Source organism: Roseateles sp. YR242 (genome assembly GCF_900109745.1).
Taxonomy (GTDB): Bacteria; Pseudomonadota; Gammaproteobacteria; order Burkholderiales; family Burkholderiaceae_C; genus Roseateles.
The window spans coordinates 115257-131594 of sequence record NZ_FOAV01000013.1; the positions used below are offsets into that span (position 1 = coordinate 115257).

The 16338-nt window shown below is 67.4% G+C and carries 15 protein-coding genes; 2 read left to right on the forward strand and 13 right to left on the reverse strand.

The genetic code is table 11. From position 1 onward, the window contains the following. Window positions 1-66 precede the first annotated feature (66 nt). Entirely contained in the window at window positions 67-1041 is a 975-nt protein-coding gene (locus BMY53_RS20585) for a tripartite tricarboxylate transporter substrate binding protein (protein WP_092948369.1), read from the reverse strand. 276 nt (window positions 1042-1317) lie between these two features. Here BMY53_RS20585 and BMY53_RS20590 point away from each other — a divergent pair, with 276 nt between their 5' ends. Further along, the gene (locus tag BMY53_RS20590; protein ID WP_092948370.1) at window positions 1318-3822 is read left to right on the forward strand and encodes a penicillin-binding protein 1A; all 2505 of its coding nucleotides are present in this window, start codon (window positions 1318-1320) and stop codon (window positions 3820-3822) included. Window positions 3823-3835: 13 nt separating this feature from the next. On the opposite strand, the gene BMY53_RS20595 is transcribed toward BMY53_RS20590, so the two are convergent. Then, window positions 3836-4957, reverse strand: coding sequence for a beta-ketoacyl-ACP synthase III (locus BMY53_RS20595; protein WP_092948371.1), 1122 nt, complete (start codon window positions 4955-4957; stop codon window positions 3836-3838). Window positions 4958-5293: 336 nt separating this feature from the next. Here BMY53_RS20595 and BMY53_RS20600 point away from each other — a divergent pair, with 336 nt between their 5' ends. Then, window positions 5294-6271: a GMP reductase gene (locus BMY53_RS20600; RefSeq protein WP_092948372.1), complete on the forward strand. Its 978-nt coding sequence runs from the start codon at window positions 5294-5296 to the stop codon at window positions 6269-6271. Here the strand turns inward: BMY53_RS20600 and BMY53_RS20605 are convergent. The 11 genes from BMY53_RS20605 to BMY53_RS20655 form a co-directional block, all read right to left on the reverse strand. Continuing rightward, window positions 6264-7619: a sensor histidine kinase gene (locus BMY53_RS20605; protein WP_255370305.1), complete on the reverse strand. Its 1356-nt coding sequence runs from the start codon at window positions 7617-7619 to the stop codon at window positions 6264-6266. The genes BMY53_RS20600 and BMY53_RS20605 overlap by 8 nt on opposite strands. A gap of 10 nt (window positions 7620-7629) precedes the next feature. Further along, a complete protein-coding gene (locus tag BMY53_RS20610) occupies window positions 7630-8358 on the reverse strand; it encodes a response regulator transcription factor (protein ID WP_092948410.1) in 729 nt (242 codons plus the stop codon). Next, the gene (locus BMY53_RS20615; protein WP_092948411.1) at window positions 8336-8704 is read right to left on the reverse strand and encodes a 4Fe-4S dicluster domain-containing protein; all 369 of its coding nucleotides are present in this window, start codon (window positions 8702-8704) and stop codon (window positions 8336-8338) included. The genes BMY53_RS20610 and BMY53_RS20615 overlap by 23 nt, the downstream gene beginning before the upstream one ends. A gap of 1 nt (window position 8705) precedes the next feature. Beyond that, window positions 8706-9365, reverse strand: coding sequence for a Spy/CpxP family protein refolding chaperone (locus tag BMY53_RS26030; protein ID WP_092948373.1), 660 nt, complete (start codon window positions 9363-9365; stop codon window positions 8706-8708). Window positions 9366-9653: 288 nt separating this feature from the next. Continuing rightward, entirely contained in the window at window positions 9654-10550 is an 897-nt protein-coding gene (locus BMY53_RS20625; protein ID WP_092948374.1) for a sugar phosphate isomerase/epimerase family protein, read from the reverse strand. Beyond that, a complete protein-coding gene (locus BMY53_RS20630; protein WP_092948375.1) occupies window positions 10547-11551 on the reverse strand; it encodes a 4-hydroxyphenylpyruvate dioxygenase in 1005 nt (334 codons plus the stop codon). Before BMY53_RS20630 ends, BMY53_RS20625 begins: the two co-directional genes overlap by 4 nt. Window positions 11552-11660: 109 nt before the next feature. Further along, window positions 11661-12404: an ABC transporter ATP-binding protein gene (locus tag BMY53_RS20635; protein WP_092948376.1), complete on the reverse strand. Its 744-nt coding sequence runs from the start codon at window positions 12402-12404 to the stop codon at window positions 11661-11663. 2 nt (window positions 12405-12406) lie between these two features. After that, window positions 12407-13165, reverse strand: coding sequence for an ABC transporter ATP-binding protein (locus tag BMY53_RS20640; protein ID WP_177200984.1), 759 nt, complete (start codon window positions 13163-13165; stop codon window positions 12407-12409). After that, entirely contained in the window at window positions 13162-14178 is a 1017-nt protein-coding gene (locus BMY53_RS20645; protein ID WP_092948377.1) for a branched-chain amino acid ABC transporter permease, read from the reverse strand. Before BMY53_RS20645 ends, BMY53_RS20640 begins: the two co-directional genes overlap by 4 nt. A gap of 5 nt (window positions 14179-14183) precedes the next feature. Then, on the reverse strand, window positions 14184-15059 hold the full coding sequence (locus BMY53_RS20650) for a branched-chain amino acid ABC transporter permease (RefSeq protein ID WP_092948378.1): 876 nt from the start codon (window positions 15057-15059) through the stop codon (window positions 14184-14186). An 18-nt stretch (window positions 15060-15077) separates the two neighbouring features. Next, window positions 15078-16250 (reverse strand): ABC transporter substrate-binding protein, encoded by a 1173-nt coding sequence (locus BMY53_RS20655; RefSeq protein ID WP_092948413.1) that lies wholly within the window; start codon window positions 16248-16250, stop codon window positions 15078-15080. Window positions 16251-16338 lie beyond the last annotated feature (88 nt).

Consider the following 16338-nt stretch of genomic DNA (forward strand, 5'->3'; position numbering starts at 1 on the left):
GATACCTCAGCCCAGGGCCTGTCGGAGCCACGCCCGGCGGGTGAGGCGGCGTTGAGCAGTGCCCTCTCATGACTTGTGGGCCAGTCCCATGCGCTCCACCGTCGCACGCTCGGCCTCGAATGTCCGCTGCGCGTACTTGGTATAGGCCTCCGTATTCATATAGAGCACGGGCTGGTAGTAGCGCTCGAGCGTCTCCAGCACCCGGGGGTCGTCCAGCGTCTTCCGGAAGGCGTCATGCAGCACCCGCACCACGGCAGGGTCGGTGCCACGCGGCGCGCCAATGCCAAACGGCGACTCGCTGACCGTGTCCCACCCCGACTCGCGCACCGTCGGCACGTCCGGGAAGCTGCGGTTGCGCTCCCGGCCCAGGGTGGCGAGGAAACGCAGCTTGCCGGCCTTGACATGCGGCACGAACTCCAGCGTGCCGCACATCACCGGCACATGGCCGCCCAGAATGGCCTGCATGATCTCCGCCGAGCCCTTGTACGGCACGTCCTGCGTGCTGAAACCGGCCTTGTGGGCAAACTCCTCGAAGGCCAGGTGCGGCGTGGTGCCCGTACCGGTATGCCCATAGGTCAGTTGGCCGGGCCGGGCCCGCGCCCAGGCCACCATCTCGGTCAGGCTGCGGAACGGCGCATCCAAGGTGCAGACGATGCCGAAGGTGTAGCCGGTCAGGCCGATCACGTGCTGCAGGTCCCGCAGGGGGTCGAAGGGCATCTTCTGCATGTGCGGCAGGCGGTACACCCCCAGCGGCAACTGGGTGATGGTGTAGCCGTCCGGCTTGGCGGAGACCATGAGCGATGCGCCCAGCGTCCCCCCTGCCCCAGGGCGGTTTTCCACCACCACCGGCACGCCCAGTTGCCGCGAGAGGCTGTCGCCAAAGGCCCGCATCACCGCATCGCTGGAACCACCGGCAGGCCAGGGGCAGATCAGGACGACCGGGCGGCTCGGAAACCGACCCGGCCGGTCCTCGGCATGGACCAGGGGGACCACCGCCCCCCACAGGGCCCCTGCGGCGGCCAACAGCTCACGGCGCTGCATGCCGACCTCCGTCAGACCGCAACGATCGGCATGCGCACAACGGATGGCGGTTTCTCAGCCCGACGCCGGGCGAGCGCCAGGCAAAGCGTTCGTTCTGCGGTGCGGACATCAGGGCAGCCAGCCTCGCTCGGGCGCATGGCGGCGGGCGTTGGAGCCACAGCAACAAGTCGGACATTTGTTCTGAATATGTAGGTAGTTCGTGTCCACCTGCACGCGGAGGCGGGTGTCAGGCGGGGACTGAGGATAATCGCCCGGTTCTTGACTCGTGCGAGCCGCATGCAGCTTCTCCTCAAAATCCTTCGTCACGTCCTGCACACCCTGCGCGCCGTCTGGGCCAAAACCGCCCCGTTACGCCAGGCGCTGGCCCGGCTGCCGACCTGGAAGCGCATCCTGCTGTGGGGCGGTGCCTCCGCCCTGGCCCTGGTGCTGGCGGTGGCGGGCGCCGCTGCCGTGGTCTGGCCGGGCCTGCCCGATCTGGACCGGCTGGCCGACTACCAGCCCAAGCAGCCCCTGCGTGTGTTCACCGCCGAAGGTGAGCTGCTGGCCGAATACGGCACCGAGCGCCGCCACTACCTGCCGCTGGACCAGATCCCCAAGCAGATGCAGCTGGCGCTGCTGGCGGTGGAGGACACCAATTTCTACGAACACCAGGGCATCTACGTGCCGGGCATGATCCGGGCTTTCGGGGTGAACCTGTTCTCCTCCTCCCGCAGCCAGGGCGCGTCCACCATCACCCAGCAGCTCGCGCGGGACTTCTACCTGACCAAGCGCAAGCTCTACACCCGCAAGTTCGTCGAGATCCTGCTGGCGCTGAAGATGGAAAGCCAGCTCTCCAAGGACAAGATCCTGGAGGTCTACATGAACCAGATCTATCTGGGTCAGCGGGCCTACGGCTTCGAAGCGGCGGCGGAAGCCTATTTCGGCAAGCCGCTCAAGGAGCTCTCCACGGCCGAGACCGCCATGCTGGCCGGCCTGCCGCAAAACCCCTACCGCGCCAATCCCATCAGCAACTTCAAGGCCGCCAAGCGCCGCCAGTTGGTGGTGCTCGGCCGCATGCAGGATGTGGGCATGATCACCCCCGAACAGGCCAAGGCCGCCCGGGAAGAGAACCTCAAACTCCGCACCGCCCAGGAGCAGCGGCTGCCGTACGGCCAGTACGCCGCTGAAATGGTTCGTCAGGTGGTGCATGCGCAATATGGCGAAGACGCCTACAGCCGTGGCATCAACGTCACCACCACGCTGCACATGGACAACCAGGTGGCCGCCTACAAGGCGCTGCGCCGCACCCTGCTGGACTATGAACGCCGCAAGCCCTGGCGCGGCCCTGAAGACACGGTGGACCTGCCGACCGACCTGAGCGACACCGAACTGGACAACGCGGTCACCCAGGCCCTGGCCGACCACCCGGACAACGACGACCTGCGCGCCGCCGTGGTGACCGAGGTGGCAAGCAACCGCATCCGGGCGACGCTGCAGGACGGCGAAGACATCGAGATCAAGGGCGAAGGCGTGCGAAGCGTGCTCTCCGCCCTCTCCGAGAAGGCCAAACCCAATCTGCGCATCCAGCGCGGCGCCATCATCCGCGTGCTCAAGGGCGCGCCCACCAAGGAGTTCCCCAAGGGAGCCTGGGTGGTGACGCAGCCACCGGAAGCCGAGGGCGCCCTCGTCTCCGTGGAACCGGACAGTGGCAAGGTGCTGGCCCTGGTGGGCGGGTTCGACTTTGCCCGCAACCAGTTCAACCATGCCACGCAAGCCTGGCGGCAGCCGGGCTCCAGCTTCAAGCCCTATCTCTACTCCGGGGCGCTGGAGCTGGGCGCCAGTCCCGCCACGCTGGTGGATGACGCCCCCATCACCATTGGCGACTGGTCCCCGCGCAATTCCGACGGCCAGTACGACGGCCTCATGACCCTGCGCCAGGCGCTGGCCAAGTCCAAGAACATGGTCACCATCCGCCTGCTGGAGCAGCTCACGCCGGAGCGCGGGCGCGCCTGGGCCGGCAAGTTCGGCATTGACGTGGACAAGCAGCCGGCCAACCTGACCCTGGCGCTGGGCTCCGGTGCGGTCACCCCGCTGCAGATGGCCAGCGGCTACTCGGTGTTCGCCAATGGCGGCTACCTGCTCAAGCCGCTGCTGATCACCAAGATCACCGACGCGCAGAACCAGGTGTTGTTCCAGGCCGAGCCGGAGAAGCTGACTGAGGAACGCCGCGCCATCAGCGAGCGAAATGCCTTCATCACCGGCTCGCTGCTGCATGAGGTGGCGGTGCGCGGCACCGCCTACCGCGCCAGCGCGGCCCTCAAGCGGTATGACCTCTACGGCAAGACCGGCACGACCAACGACGCCGTGGACGCCTGGTTCGCCGGCTTCCAGCGCCATGTGGCCACGGTGGTGTGGATTGGTTATGACCAGCCGCGCAGCCTGGGCGACCGCGAGTCGGGCGGCGGTATCGCCCTGCCCGCCTGGATCGACTACATGCAGGTGGCGCTCAAGGGCTTCTCGCCGTCGGAGATTGCGCCGCCCGCCGAGGGCGTGGTGCAGGTGGAAGGTCCGAATGGTCCGGACTGGGTCTTCGAGGAGTTTGCTGGTGATGCCGGGTTGAAGACCCTGGGGCCCATGCCCACGGAGCCGACCACCGATCCGGCGACCGGCGCCCTGCTGCCGGGCGTGCCAGCAGCCTCCGGCGCCTTGCCGGGGGCGGCGGCCTCGGCGGTACCGCTGGTGCCGGGGCGGCCCGCCTCGGCGCCGCCCTCGTCATGGTGGGCGGGCGACCGCGGCGGGTGAGTGCAGCGCTTCCTCAGCGCTTCTTGACGATGACGCTGCCCACCGAATAACCGGCGCCAAAGGAGCAGATCACCCCCAGGTCACCCGTGCGCAGGTCGGCACGGTGTTCGTGGAAGGCGATGACGGAGCCGGCCGAGGCGGTGTTGGCGTAGGTGTCCAGGATCAGCGGCGCGATCTGGGCGCCGGCCTCGCCCCCCACCAGCTTCTTGATCACCAGTTGGTTCATGCCCAGGTTGGCCTGGTGCAGCCAGAACCGGCTCACATCGGTCGGCAGCACATGCAGCGTGGCCAGGTGGTTCTCGATATGGGCCGCAGCAATGGGCACCACCTCCTTGAACACCTTGCGGCCTTCCTGGCGGAAGGTCTTGTCACGCGCATCCGGGTCGCTGTCCTCGGCCTTGTTCATGAAGCCGAAGTTGTTGCGGATGTTGTTGGAGAACTGGGTCGCCGAATGGGTGCCCAGGATTTCCCACTGCTCGGGACCGGTGGCGGTGTCGGCACGTTCCACCACCACGGCGGTGCACACGTCGCCAAAGATGAAGTGGCAGTCGCGGTCTTTCCACTCCAGGTGGGCGGAGGTGATCTCCGGGTTGACGACCAGCACACACTTCGAGGCCCCGGAGCGGACGGCGTTGTAGGCCTGTTCCAGCGCGAAGGTGGCCGAGGAGCAGGCCACATTCATGTCGAAGCCATACCCCCCCGCGCCCAGCGCTGCCTGGATCTCCACCGCCATGGCGGGGTAGGCGCGCTGCATGTTGGCGGCGGCGCAGAACACGGCGTCCACCTCTTCCGGCTTGCGGCCGGCGGCCGCCAGCGCCTTGCGGGCGGCGTCCACGGCGATCTCGGCCATCAGGGAGAGCTGGTCGTCGCCACGCTCCTCGAAGCGCGGGTACATGCGCGTCGGGTCCAGCACACCGGCCTTTTCGATCACATAGCGCTGCTTGATGCCCGAGGCCTTCTCGATGAACTCCACGCTGGAGTAGACCAGCGGCTCGCGGCTGCCGGCGGCGATGGCCTCGGCATGCTCGGCATTCTGGAGATCCACGTAGCGGTTGAAGGCCTCCACCAGTTCGGCGTTGGTGATGACATGGGGCGGCTGGTAAAGGCCGGTACCGCTGATGACGACGGAGTACATGTTGGCTGTGCTGATGTCGGCCCGGAGCGGGCCCAAGATGCCGATTTTAGCGAGCACCGGGCCCCGGCCCACTAGTGGGACATGCCCAGCCCCACGTTGGTGCAGTGCACCAACGGCACCCGGCCCTGGCTGGCAGCCTGGCATTCCGCCCTGTGAGCGCCGTTCTCGGGGTCCGGCCCAGGGCCAAGACCGGGGCTGCGGGCGTGCACCGTCGAGATGCGTAGAATGGGACACCGGGCCCAAATCTAGGGGCCGGTCTTCTCCGGTCCCAAGTCAAGCGCTCGCAGCTCAGGGTATGCACTGCATCAACGCATCCCGAATTTGCGACTTTGGACCATGGAAATCTTTGACTACGACAACATCCTGCTGCTTCCCCGCAAGTGCCGCGTGGAAAGCCGCAGCGAATGCGACACCTCGGTAGCGTTCGGCCCCAGGCGCTTCAAGCTCCCGGCGGTGCCCGCCAACATGAAGACCGTGGTGGACGAATCCATCACCGAATGGCTGGCGGCCAACGGCTACTTCTACGTCATGCACCGCTTCGACCTGGACGCCGTCGCCTATGCCCGCCACATGCGTGAGCGTGGCCTGTTCGTCTCGATCAGCGCGGGCGTCAAGCCGGCGGACTACGCCCTCATCGACCGCCTGGCCGCCGAAGGCGTGGGCGCGGACTACATCACCATCGACATTGCACACGGCCACGCCGACAGCGTGCAGCGCATGATTGCCCACATCAAGCAGAAGCTGCCGCAGACCTTTGTCATCGCCGGCAATGTGGGCACGCCGGAGGGCGTGATCGACCTGGAGAACTGGGGCGCGGACGCCACCAAGGTGGGCATCGGCCCGGGCAAGGTCTGCATTACCCGGCTCAAGACCGGTTTTGGCACGGGCGGCTGGCAGCTCTCGGCGCTGAAGTGGTGTGCACGGGTGGCTACCAAGCCCATCATTGCCGACGGCGGTATCCGCCATCACGGCGACATCGCCAAGAGCGTGCGCTTTGGCGCCGCGATGGTGATGGTGGGGTCGTTGTTCGCCGGCCATGAGGAGTCCCCGGGCCACACGGTGGAAGTGGACGGCAAGCTGTTCAAGGAGTATTACGGCTCCGCCTCCGACTTCAACAAGGGTGAGTACAAGCACGTCGAGGGCAAGCGCATCCTGGAACCCGTCAAGGGCAAGCTGGCGGACACGCTGCGTGAGATGGAGGAGGACTTGCAAAGCTCCATCTCCTACGCGGGCGGCACCTCGCTGGGCGACCTGCGCAAGGTGAACTATGTGGTCCTCGGTGGCGAGAACGCCGGGGAACATTTGTTCATGTGATCTCGTCCCGCATCGGGCGGAGCACCACCGACGCTTCGAAGCCCGGTGCCGCATTGCGCAGCACCAACCGGCTCCCGTGTGCCTCGGCCACGAGCCGGCACAGGGACAGGCCCAGGCCCACACCCCCTTCGGCGCGCGTGCGGGCTTCATCCGGCCTGAAGAAGGGCTGCCCCAGTTGCGACAGGGCTTCCGGCGGAACGCCGGGGCCGTGGTCGCGCACCGTCAGCCTGAGACCTGCAGCGCGGGCGTCGGGCATGCCGCCTGGCACCGCGCCACTTCCCTGACCGTCTGCGCGCAAGGACACCACCACCGGCCCCTGCGCGGGCTCGTTGTGCCGCAAGGCGTTGTGCACCAGGTTGCGCAGCAGCAGCTGGATGCGCATGCGGTCGGCCGATACGGGGGGCAGATCCGGCTGGATGTCCAGCGTCACGCCGGGCTGGGCCAGCGCCCGCACCAGGGTGGCCAGATCGCAGGGGGCCAGTTGCAAGGCCGCATGGCCGCTCCCCAGCCGTTCGCTTTCCAGCAAGGCGGAGATCAGATCCCGCATCTGGCCCAACTCATCCAGCAGCGATTCCTTCGACGCGCCCTCCTCCACCAGCTCCGCATGCAGACGCGCCCGTGTGAGCGGGCTGCGCAGTTCATGGCTGATGGCCAGCAGCAAGGCGCGTTTGCCGTCCAGCATCGCCTGGATGTCGGCAGCCATCTGATTGAAGCGCATGGCCAGGTCACCGATCTCATCGCGGTGAAACACCGGCACCCGGTGGTCCAGCTCGCCCCGCCCGAACGCCTCCGCCCCCACGGCCAGTGCACTGAGCGGCCGCACCATGTGGCGGATGCCGCCATAGGCCAGGCCGGTCAGCAGCAGCAGCAGTGGCACGGCCAGGATCAATCCGAACGCGTGGCTGATGGCGCCCCACACCACCAGGCTGCTGAGCACGGCCAGCACGATGAAGATGGCAATCAGCCGCGCACCCAGCGAATGCTTGAACTCCGCGTGATGCCGGTGCCAGCGCTGGTGCCACCGGTGGCGCGCACGCATCTTCCAGCGCCAACTGCGGTAGTGCATGCGCGGGTCCATGGTCCGCGGGTCGAAGCCACCCGCATGCGGCGGCGCGCCATCCCCATGGGGCCAGTCCTCCCATCGTTCCATGTGCGCCAGCCACTGCAGCTGGCGCAGGCGCCGTTCGCGAAGACGCCTGGAGAAACCACGCGCCTCGCGCGCCTCGGGCGCATGACCCACCTCACCAGCGTCACCAGCGTCTCCAGGGACCGCGGAATCACCAGCGACACCGCGGCCACCAGGGCCTCCACGGCCTTCGCGGCCGCCGTCACGGCGATTCGGCCTCATGCTGTCCACCTCACGCTGCCCGCTCCGGCAACGCAAAGCAGTAGCCCGCATTTCGCAGCGTCTTCACCGGCTCCACGGGCTCGAGCTTCTTGCGCAGCCGGCTCACCAGGATGTCCACCGCCCGCGTATAGAGATCCGCTTCCTGACCACGCAGTCGGTTGAGGATCTCGTCGCGGGTGAATACACGGCCCGGCTCACGGGCCAGCAAGGCCAGCAGCTCGTATTCCGTGCTGGTCAGCTCCACCACCCCTTGCGGGGTGCGCACCTCGCGGCGGCTGGTGTCGATGTCCAGGCCCTCGAAGCGCATCGTCCCCGCGGCCCCATTCTGCGCAGGCGCAGCGGGTACGGCCGCCAAGGGCGGTGTCAGCCGGGTGCGCCGCAGGATGGTCTGCAGGCGAGCCGCCAGCTCACGCGGCTCGAAGGGTTTGGCCAGATAGTCGTCCGCCCCCAGCTCCAGGCCGACGACCCGGTCGGTGAGGTCCCCCCGGGCCGTGAGCATCAGGATGGGGATGTCCCGCCACCGGTCCTGGCTGGCGCGAATCTGCCGGCAGAAGGCAAAGCCGTCCATTTCCGGCAGCATGCCGTCCAGGATCAGCGCATCAAAGGGTTCGGCGGCCAGGCGCTGCAAGGCCAGGCTCGGGCGAGTCACCGCGCCCAATTCGAAATCGAAGCGGGCGAGGTATTGCGCCAGCGGCCCGGCCAGGGCCTCGTCGTCATCAATCAACAGCAGTCGATGCATCTTGGCGTCCATTGTGCCCGGCGCGCACCAGGGTGATGGCCCGTTCGGGGCAAGCGGTCACGCAGTGGCCGCAGGCCCGACAGGCCTGGGCGTTGGGGGTGAAAGCCTGGCGCCAGCCGTGGGCCATGCCCTTGAGCTTGCCCACCAGGCGCAGCCCGGTGCGGTCCTCGCGGGCCAGCACACCGATCTCGAAGACGCCGTAGGGGCAGACGACCACACAGTCGCCCTTGCCCTCGCAGCGGTTGCGGTCGATGGCGGGCACCAGGCGGCCGGGGGGCTGGCGGCAGCTGTCGCCAGTGAGCAGTGCGCTGATGCCGGACCCGTGGCGATCCGTGGTCCCGTTCATGTCAGAACGGGCCGAGGCCGTCAGCGTCGTGGTCACCGCGGTGTTCACCTCGGTCGCCACCCCGGCCACCATCACCGCGACGGCCCGCCCGGCGACGCATGCGCCGCATCATGAAGCGCAAGGCCTGCTGCTGGTCGAAGTCCAGCGAATCAAAGAAGTCCCCCAGCGCCTGGACCAGCGAGGGCACGGCGCTGCGCAGGGCGTCGATCTGGGCCTCCAGCAGTTGCTGGGCGGCGTCCCGGGCAAAGGTGTCGCCTTCCACGAGGCGGCCGACGTCCTGGCCACCGGCCAGGCCACGCAGGGCCCGGCGGCGGGCACGAACCTGGTCCAGCAGTTGGGCCAGTGTGGCCTGCTGGCTCTCGCTCAGGTCCAGGAAGGCGCTGATGCGGGCCTGCAGGCGCTTGTGGCGGTGGCCGTCGGCACCCAGGCCTGGACCGAAGCCGTGCCCATGACCGTGGTGACCGTGGTGGTGGCCTGCGCCATGGCGATGTCCATGCCAGTGAGCGAAAGCCGAGAAGGGCCAGACACCGGCAGCGGGGCCGGGAGGCAGCTGGCCGCAGGGGCCAGCGTCAAAGTGAGGGCCGAAAGGACCGAACCGGCCATCAAAGCCGTGGTGACGATGACGTTCATGGTGGCGGCTCCAGCGACGAAACAGATGCATGTTGAGATTCCTTGGTAAAGCCCGGGTGTCCGGGCGGTGAAAACATGTCTGCATCATTCCCGCTGACGCCGCCGGGGGCATCTCAGCGCCGTATCGCTGTTTTTCGTTTTGTTTCGCCGCCGGGGGCGCGCGGCCCAGCCCTCCTCATGGCCGCGCTGGATGAACGCTGCCGTATGAACGCTGCCGTATGAGCGCTGCCGTATGGGCGCTGCCGTATGGGCGCTGCTACAGGAGCGCTGCTACACGCAGATGTATGGGCGTCGCTGTATGAGCCGGTTTATGGGCGCCTCATGACCGCTTCAACCGCATCTGTCCTGGTAGAGGAACCGCGCGCCGGAGGATGGTTTCGCCCAGCCAGAGAGCCGAGCGGTAGGCACGCTGGGCCACCAGGGGTGGCGGCATCTGCTGGTAGTCGTCATTGAAAACCTCGAAGCTGTAGTCGCCCCGATAGCCCAGCCGCGACAGGCGCAGCACCAGGTCCGCCAACTGCGCACTGTGGGCGCCTTCCCCGGGGAACACCCGGAAATGGCGCGCCGTCTCGATGCGCTCCTCCACGGAACGGATCTCCCGCCACATGAAGTCGGCCAGCTGCACCAGGAAGATCTTCTCGGGGTCCACGGCTTCCAGCCCGTCCAACGAGGTCCGGGTGGCCAGGGTGTGGAACGAGTCCAGGCCCAGGCCGAGGTTGGGCATGTCCGCCCGGGCCACCACCTCCCAGGCGGTGGGGAACTCGTTGATCGTGCGCCCCCACGAGAGCGCCTCGAAGGCAATGCGGATGCCGCTGGGCACCGCCAGCACGGCCAGCCGGCGCAGGTCTCGGGCAATGTCGTCCAGATGGGCCGTGGCGTGCGCGGACGTGGAGGAACACACCAGCAGCAGCCGGCTGCCCACGGACGCACACATCGCCAGCATGCCTTTGGCCACGTCCCACTTGTAGTCCCGCAGTTCGCCGCCCAGGCCTTCGAAATCCCGCAGCACCTGGAACCCCGTCACCCGCAGGCCGCTGGCCTTCACGGCCGCCACGGCCGCCTCCACCCCGTCCGGGTGGTGCACCAGGTCGCGGGCCGACAGCATGATCTGCGTGAAACCCGCCTGGCGCACCGCCTGGAGCTTGGTCTCCAGCGGCCCGGCAAGGGTGATGGTGTCCATGCCGAAGTCATCGGTGTTGCCGGTAAAACGGCTCATGGCGACGCCCTCCCCGCCGATGGGACGGCGGCGCCGGGGGCCTGGTCGCCCGACGCCAGCGTGCCCGGCGGGATTGTGCTCGGCGGGATTGTGTTCGGCGGGACTGCCCCCGGTGGGGTAGAGGCCGAGGACGGCACCAGCTCGAACGACACGGACCCCAGCTCGGTATGGGTCAGCGCGCCTCGGGGCCCGACGGCAGCGGCGTCCGCATCGAAGAAACGCACACCACGCGCCGTGAGCGCCTGCACGGCCGCCATTACATCGGGCGTGCCGAGCCCCAGCCGTGCGTAGTACTCGTCCAGCCCGAACTCGGGCTCTTCCACCCAGGGCTCGATCAACTGCAGATGAAAGCTGCCACACGGGCTGCGCAAGACCCGGCCCCGCGGCAGGATGCCAAAGCGCTGCTCATCCGGCAGGTCGGTGAAACCAAACAGCTCGGCATAGAACTCGGTCCAGTCATTGGTGCGGTTCTCGGCGATGTATTGCACAGCGCCGAAGAGATGCAACCCGGCCAGCGCAGGCGGGTGACGTTCCACGCCGGGAATCGGGATGAAGTCCACGTCATAGATCGAGAATTCGCGATAGCGGTCCACGAAGTAGATGCGGCTGCTGCCCACCCCATGGATGGCGGGGATGTTGAGCTCCATCACCTCCACCTGGGTCGGCACCGCCCAGGCGCCGCGCTCGATGGCCTGGCGATAGGCACTGGCCGCATCCCGCACCCGGAACGCCAGGGCCGCAATGCTGGGGGACGCCGGGTGCGCGGCATCCCCGCCCGAGGCTTCCGCCCCGTGGGCATTGACGATGACGTTCATCCCGCCCTGCCGGTACAGCAGCACCTCCCGGGAGCGGTGGCGAGCGATCAGTTGAAAGCCCATTGCCTCCAGATGCCGCCCCAAGGCCTGCGGCCGCGCCGTGGTGTACTCGATGAACTCCACGCCTTCCATGCCCAGCGGGTTCAGGCCCGCCTGCAGGCCTTCGCGTTCCAGATTCAGTTCCATGGTCGGTCTCCAGGTCACGATCCCGTCGCCAATCGGATGCCAATCAGCTGCTCATGAGCTGCTCATTAGCTGCTGATCACCTGCTGATCACCCCCTACGCCGGAGGCGGTCAGGCCACCTGCTGCGCCAACGCCTGCGCGCCCCCGAGGAACAGGCGCTCGATATCCGGGTCGGCCAGCAGTTCTTCTGCACGCCGGTGCAACACCAGCCGCCCGGACTCCAGCGCCATGGCCTCGTCCGCCATCTTCAGCGCGCTCTTCACGTTCTGCTCCACCATCAGCACCGTGGTGCCCTGCTCTGCCAACTGGCGCAGCAGCGTGAACACATCGGCCACCACCAGGGGCGACAGGCCGATGGACGGCTCGTCAATCAACAACACCCGCGGCCGCAGCAGCAGCGCACGCGCAATCTCCAGCTGCTTCTGCTCCCCGCCGGACAAGGCGCTGGCCTGGCTGCCCAGCCGCTCCTTGACGCGGGGAAAGCGGTCCAGCACTTCAGGAATCCGGGCCCGGGTGGTCTTCATGCCCAGGGTAATGCCACCCAGCTCCAGGTTCTGCCAGACCGTCAGCTGGCCGAACAGATTGCGCCCCTGCGGCACAAAGGCCACCCCATGCTGCACCAGCAGCGCCTTCGCGCCGACCCCGGTGATGTCGGTACCAAAGAGCCGCACTCGCCCCTGCCGGATCCGCAGCATGCCGAACAGCGTCTTGAGCACGGTGGACTTGCCCGCCCCGTTGGGGCCCAGCAGCAAGGTGATCTTGCCGCGCGCGGCCTGCAGGCTGAGCCGGTTGAGGATCATGAAATCGCCGTAGCCGGCCACGACATCCTCGAATTCGATGGCAACGTCCTGCATGCTCAGTTCCCCAGGTAGGCGTCCAGCACCGCCTTGTTGCGTCGAATCTCCGTGGGCGTGCCCACGGCGAGCACCCGCCCTTCCACCATCACCAGGATGCGGTGGCAGAGGTCCATGACGAAGTCCATGTTGTGCTCGATGACGATGAAGCTGCCCTGATGCTCGCGGTTCAGTTCCTTCAGCAGGCTGCTGATGCCGCCCACCAGGCTGGGGTTCACGCCGGCACAAGGCTCATCCAGCAGCACCAGCACCGGCTCGCTCATGAAGGCCATGGCGATGTCCACCAGCTTTTGCTGGCCATAACTCAGCTCGCCGGCCCGCTGATGCGCGACGTGCCCCAGGCGGAATTTCTCGATCAGCGCGTCGGCTTTCGCCCCCAGGCCGGAGTCCCCGGGCGAGAACAGCCGCCCCCAGGCGCTGCCCTTGTGCTCCTGGGCAGCCACCAGGAGGTTGTCCCGCACGCTCATCTTCCCGAACACCTGCAGGGTCTGGAAGGTGCGCCCCACCCCGCGGTGGTTCAAGGCCAGCGGCGACAGGCCGGTGATGTCCCGCCCCTGCAGCGCCACCGTGCCGCTGTTGGGCCGGATCTGGCCCAGCACGCTGTTGAACATGGTGGTCTTGCCGGAGCCGTTGGGCCCGATGACGCCAAAGATCTCACCCGGCATCACCTCGAAGCTCACCCCGTCGACAGCACGAATGGCCCCATAGGACTTGCGCAGATCGCTGACGCTCAGCAACGGCGCCACGGTGGCGGGGGTCATGGGCGACCTCCCGCCGGCACCACAGGTGCGCTGGCGGCGCTGGCCGCCCGTGCCAGCGCCGCCGCCCGGGCCCGCTTCCGGGCCCGCAAGCGGTCCGGCAGGCTCAGCAGCCCGTCCGGCAGCCACAGCATCAACACGATCACCGCCGCCCCGAAGGCACACAGATACCAGCCCTGCGCAAACCGCAGCCATTCCGGCAGCAACACCCCGACCGCCGAACCCAGCAGCGGCCCCCAGAAGTAGCCCGCCCCGCCGACCACCACCATGAGGTACATCATGATCGATGCCCCGGCTGTGAAGGGGGCCGGCTCGATGAACTGCACCAGTGGCGCGAACAGCGCCCCGGCCGCCCCGGCATAGGCCGCACCGATGGCAAACGACAGCAGCGTATAGCGCTGCACATGGATGCCCAGGCTCTCCGCCCGGATCGGGTTGTCCCGCAGCGCGGTAAAGGCCTTGCCCCACGGTGACCGCAGCAGCCGCCACAGCAGCAGCGCCAGCAGCACGGCCGTGGCCAGGATGAAGTAGTAATAGGCCAGGTTTCCCTCCAGCGAAAAACCGAACAGGCCCGGCCGGGCGATGCCGTTGATGCCGAAGGTGCCCCCGGTGAGCCACTCCTCGTTGCGCATCACCAGCCACACGGCCGAGTTGAACCCCAACGTGGTGAAGGCCAGATAGATGGCCTGCACCCGCAACGCCGGGAAGCCCAGCCCGATGCCCACCACAAAGCAGCCCACGATGGCCGCCGGGAAGGCCAGCCAGAAGCTGATCCCGGCCTTCAGCAGGATGGCCACCGTATAGGCGCCAATGCCCAGGAAGGCCGCATGACCCAGGGACTTCTGGCCGGCATAACCCACCGTGAGGTTGAGCCCCATGTTGGCAATCACGAAGACCAGCCAGTAGCTCAGCAGATAAAGCCCGTAGCTCTTGAGAAAGGGCGGCACCGCGACCAGTACGGCCAGGCCCGCCAGCCCGGCCAGCGGCCCCAGCCACGTGAACATGTTCTTGCGCATGGGGTTCACACCTTCCGTTCTTCGCGCCGCCCCAGCAGGCCTTGCGGCTTGAAGAGGATGACCAGCATGAAGACCACCAGGGCCACGGCGTCCTTGTAGGCCGGTGAGATGTAGGCGGCCGCCAGGTTCTCGGCCACGCCCACGATCACCCCGCCCAGCAGCGCACCGCGGGAATTGTTGAAGCCGCCGATGACAGCGGCGAAGAAGGCCTTGGTGCCGAGCGGCTCTCCCATGTCGAACTTGACCAGGTAGCTGGGCGCGATCAGCAGCGCGGTGGCGCAGGCCAGCAGGGCATTCACCGCGAAGGTGTAGAGCACCATGCGCGGCACGTTGATGCCCAGCACGGTGGCGCTGTCGGTGTTTTGCGCCACCGCCTGCATGGCCCGGCCGGTCACCGTGCGCGCCAGAAAGGTCTGCGTGCCCACCACCAGCACCAGGGCCATGCCCAGGGTGCCCAGGTCGGCCAGCGTGAAGGTGGCCCCCAGCAGGTGGAAGAGCCGGTCCGGGAAGAGCGCAGGAAACGGATGCGCCTCCGCCGTATAACCGGCCCGCACGCCATTGCGCAACGCAATCGCCAGGCCGAAGGTGGCCACCACCACCGGCATCAGGCCGAACCGGAGCAGCGGGTCGGCGATGCCCCGCTTGAAGCCCCAGCCCAGCACCCCCACCGCCATCACGCAGGTGGCGATGAAACTGGCCCACAGCGGCAGGCCAGCGCCCAGCAGCATCAGCATCACGAAGGCCGGCAGCATGACGAACTCGCCCTGCGCGAAATTGATGGTGCCCGAGGCCTGCCACAGCAGGGTGAAGCCCAGGGCGGCCATGGCATAGATGCTCCCGGTGGCCATGCCGGAGAACAGCAGTTGAAGAAAGTCGGCCATCGCATGCCGTCCCGGCCGTCAGCTCTTCTTGCCCAGGGCGGGCAGCGTCTCCTTGACCACCTGCTTGCCCCCCTTCACCTCCACCAGGTAGCTCTCACGGTCCAGATCGCCGTTCTCGTCGATGGTCACGTCCATGAGCACGCCGGGCTGGCTGGCCACGGCAATGGTCAGCCCATGCAGCGCCTTGGCCACCGCCTCCCGGTCCAGCTTGCCCACCTTCTCGATGGCCGCCTTGAGCATGAACACGGAGGTGTAGCCCTTCATGCCGTTGTGGTCCGAGACATAGCGGTATTCCTTTTCAAAGCGCGCCTTGAAGCCCTGGATCACCGGGCTGGGGGCATCCACCGTCAGGCCCACATGGGCGCTCACGCCATTGGCGGCCTCGCCGGCCAGGTCGATCACCTTCTGGCCCACCAGCGTGGTCTCGCCGATGATGGGCTTGGTCCACCCCTGCTTGCGCAGTTCGCGCAGCGCGCGGGCGGACTCCTCTTCATTGGTGTAGACGAACAGCACGTCGGCATCGCTTTGCTTGGCCTTGAGCACGGGCGCTGCAAAGTCCACCTGGCCGGACTCCGAGGAGATGTCCGCCACCACCTTCAGGCCGTTGGCATCCGCCGCCTTGACGAAGGCATCCCGGCCGCCCTTGCCGAAGTCGTTGTTCACGTAGATCACCGCCACCGTCTTGGCCTTCAGGCCGCGCGCGATGTAGCGCGCCAGCTTGGGCATGGCCGTGGTCTGGGTGAAGCTGGTGCGGAAGATGTAGGGGTTGCCTTGCTGGGTGATGGTGGCCGCCTCGCCGCCGGTGAAGTTGGGAATACGGGCCCGACGTGTCTCGGCCATGCTCACCAGCACCGAGCCGGAGAAGGTCGGGCCCAGCACGGCAAACACCTCGTCATCCACCGCCTTGGTGGCCAGGCCCTTGGCTACGCCCGGGTTGGACTGGGTGTCCGTGACCATGGTTTCGATCTTCTTGCCCAGGATGCCCCCGGCCGCATTGATCTCCTTGACCGCCAGCTCGATGCCGTTCTTGGCATTGGTGCCGGCGGTCGCCCCCGCGCCGGAGAGTTCCTGCAGCACGGCGATCTTGATGGCCTGCTGGGCCTGCGCGGCCAGCGGCATCAGGCCTGCGGTGGCCATGGCGGCCGTGGCCACGCCAGCCAGCAGGCCGCGCAGCAAAGTGTTCCGATGCATGTTCATGGTTGTCTCCATGGTGGTCTCCTTGTTGTGTGTCCTCGCCTGGTCTCATGGCCAGGTCTTCTTGTCAGGTCTTTTTGCCAGA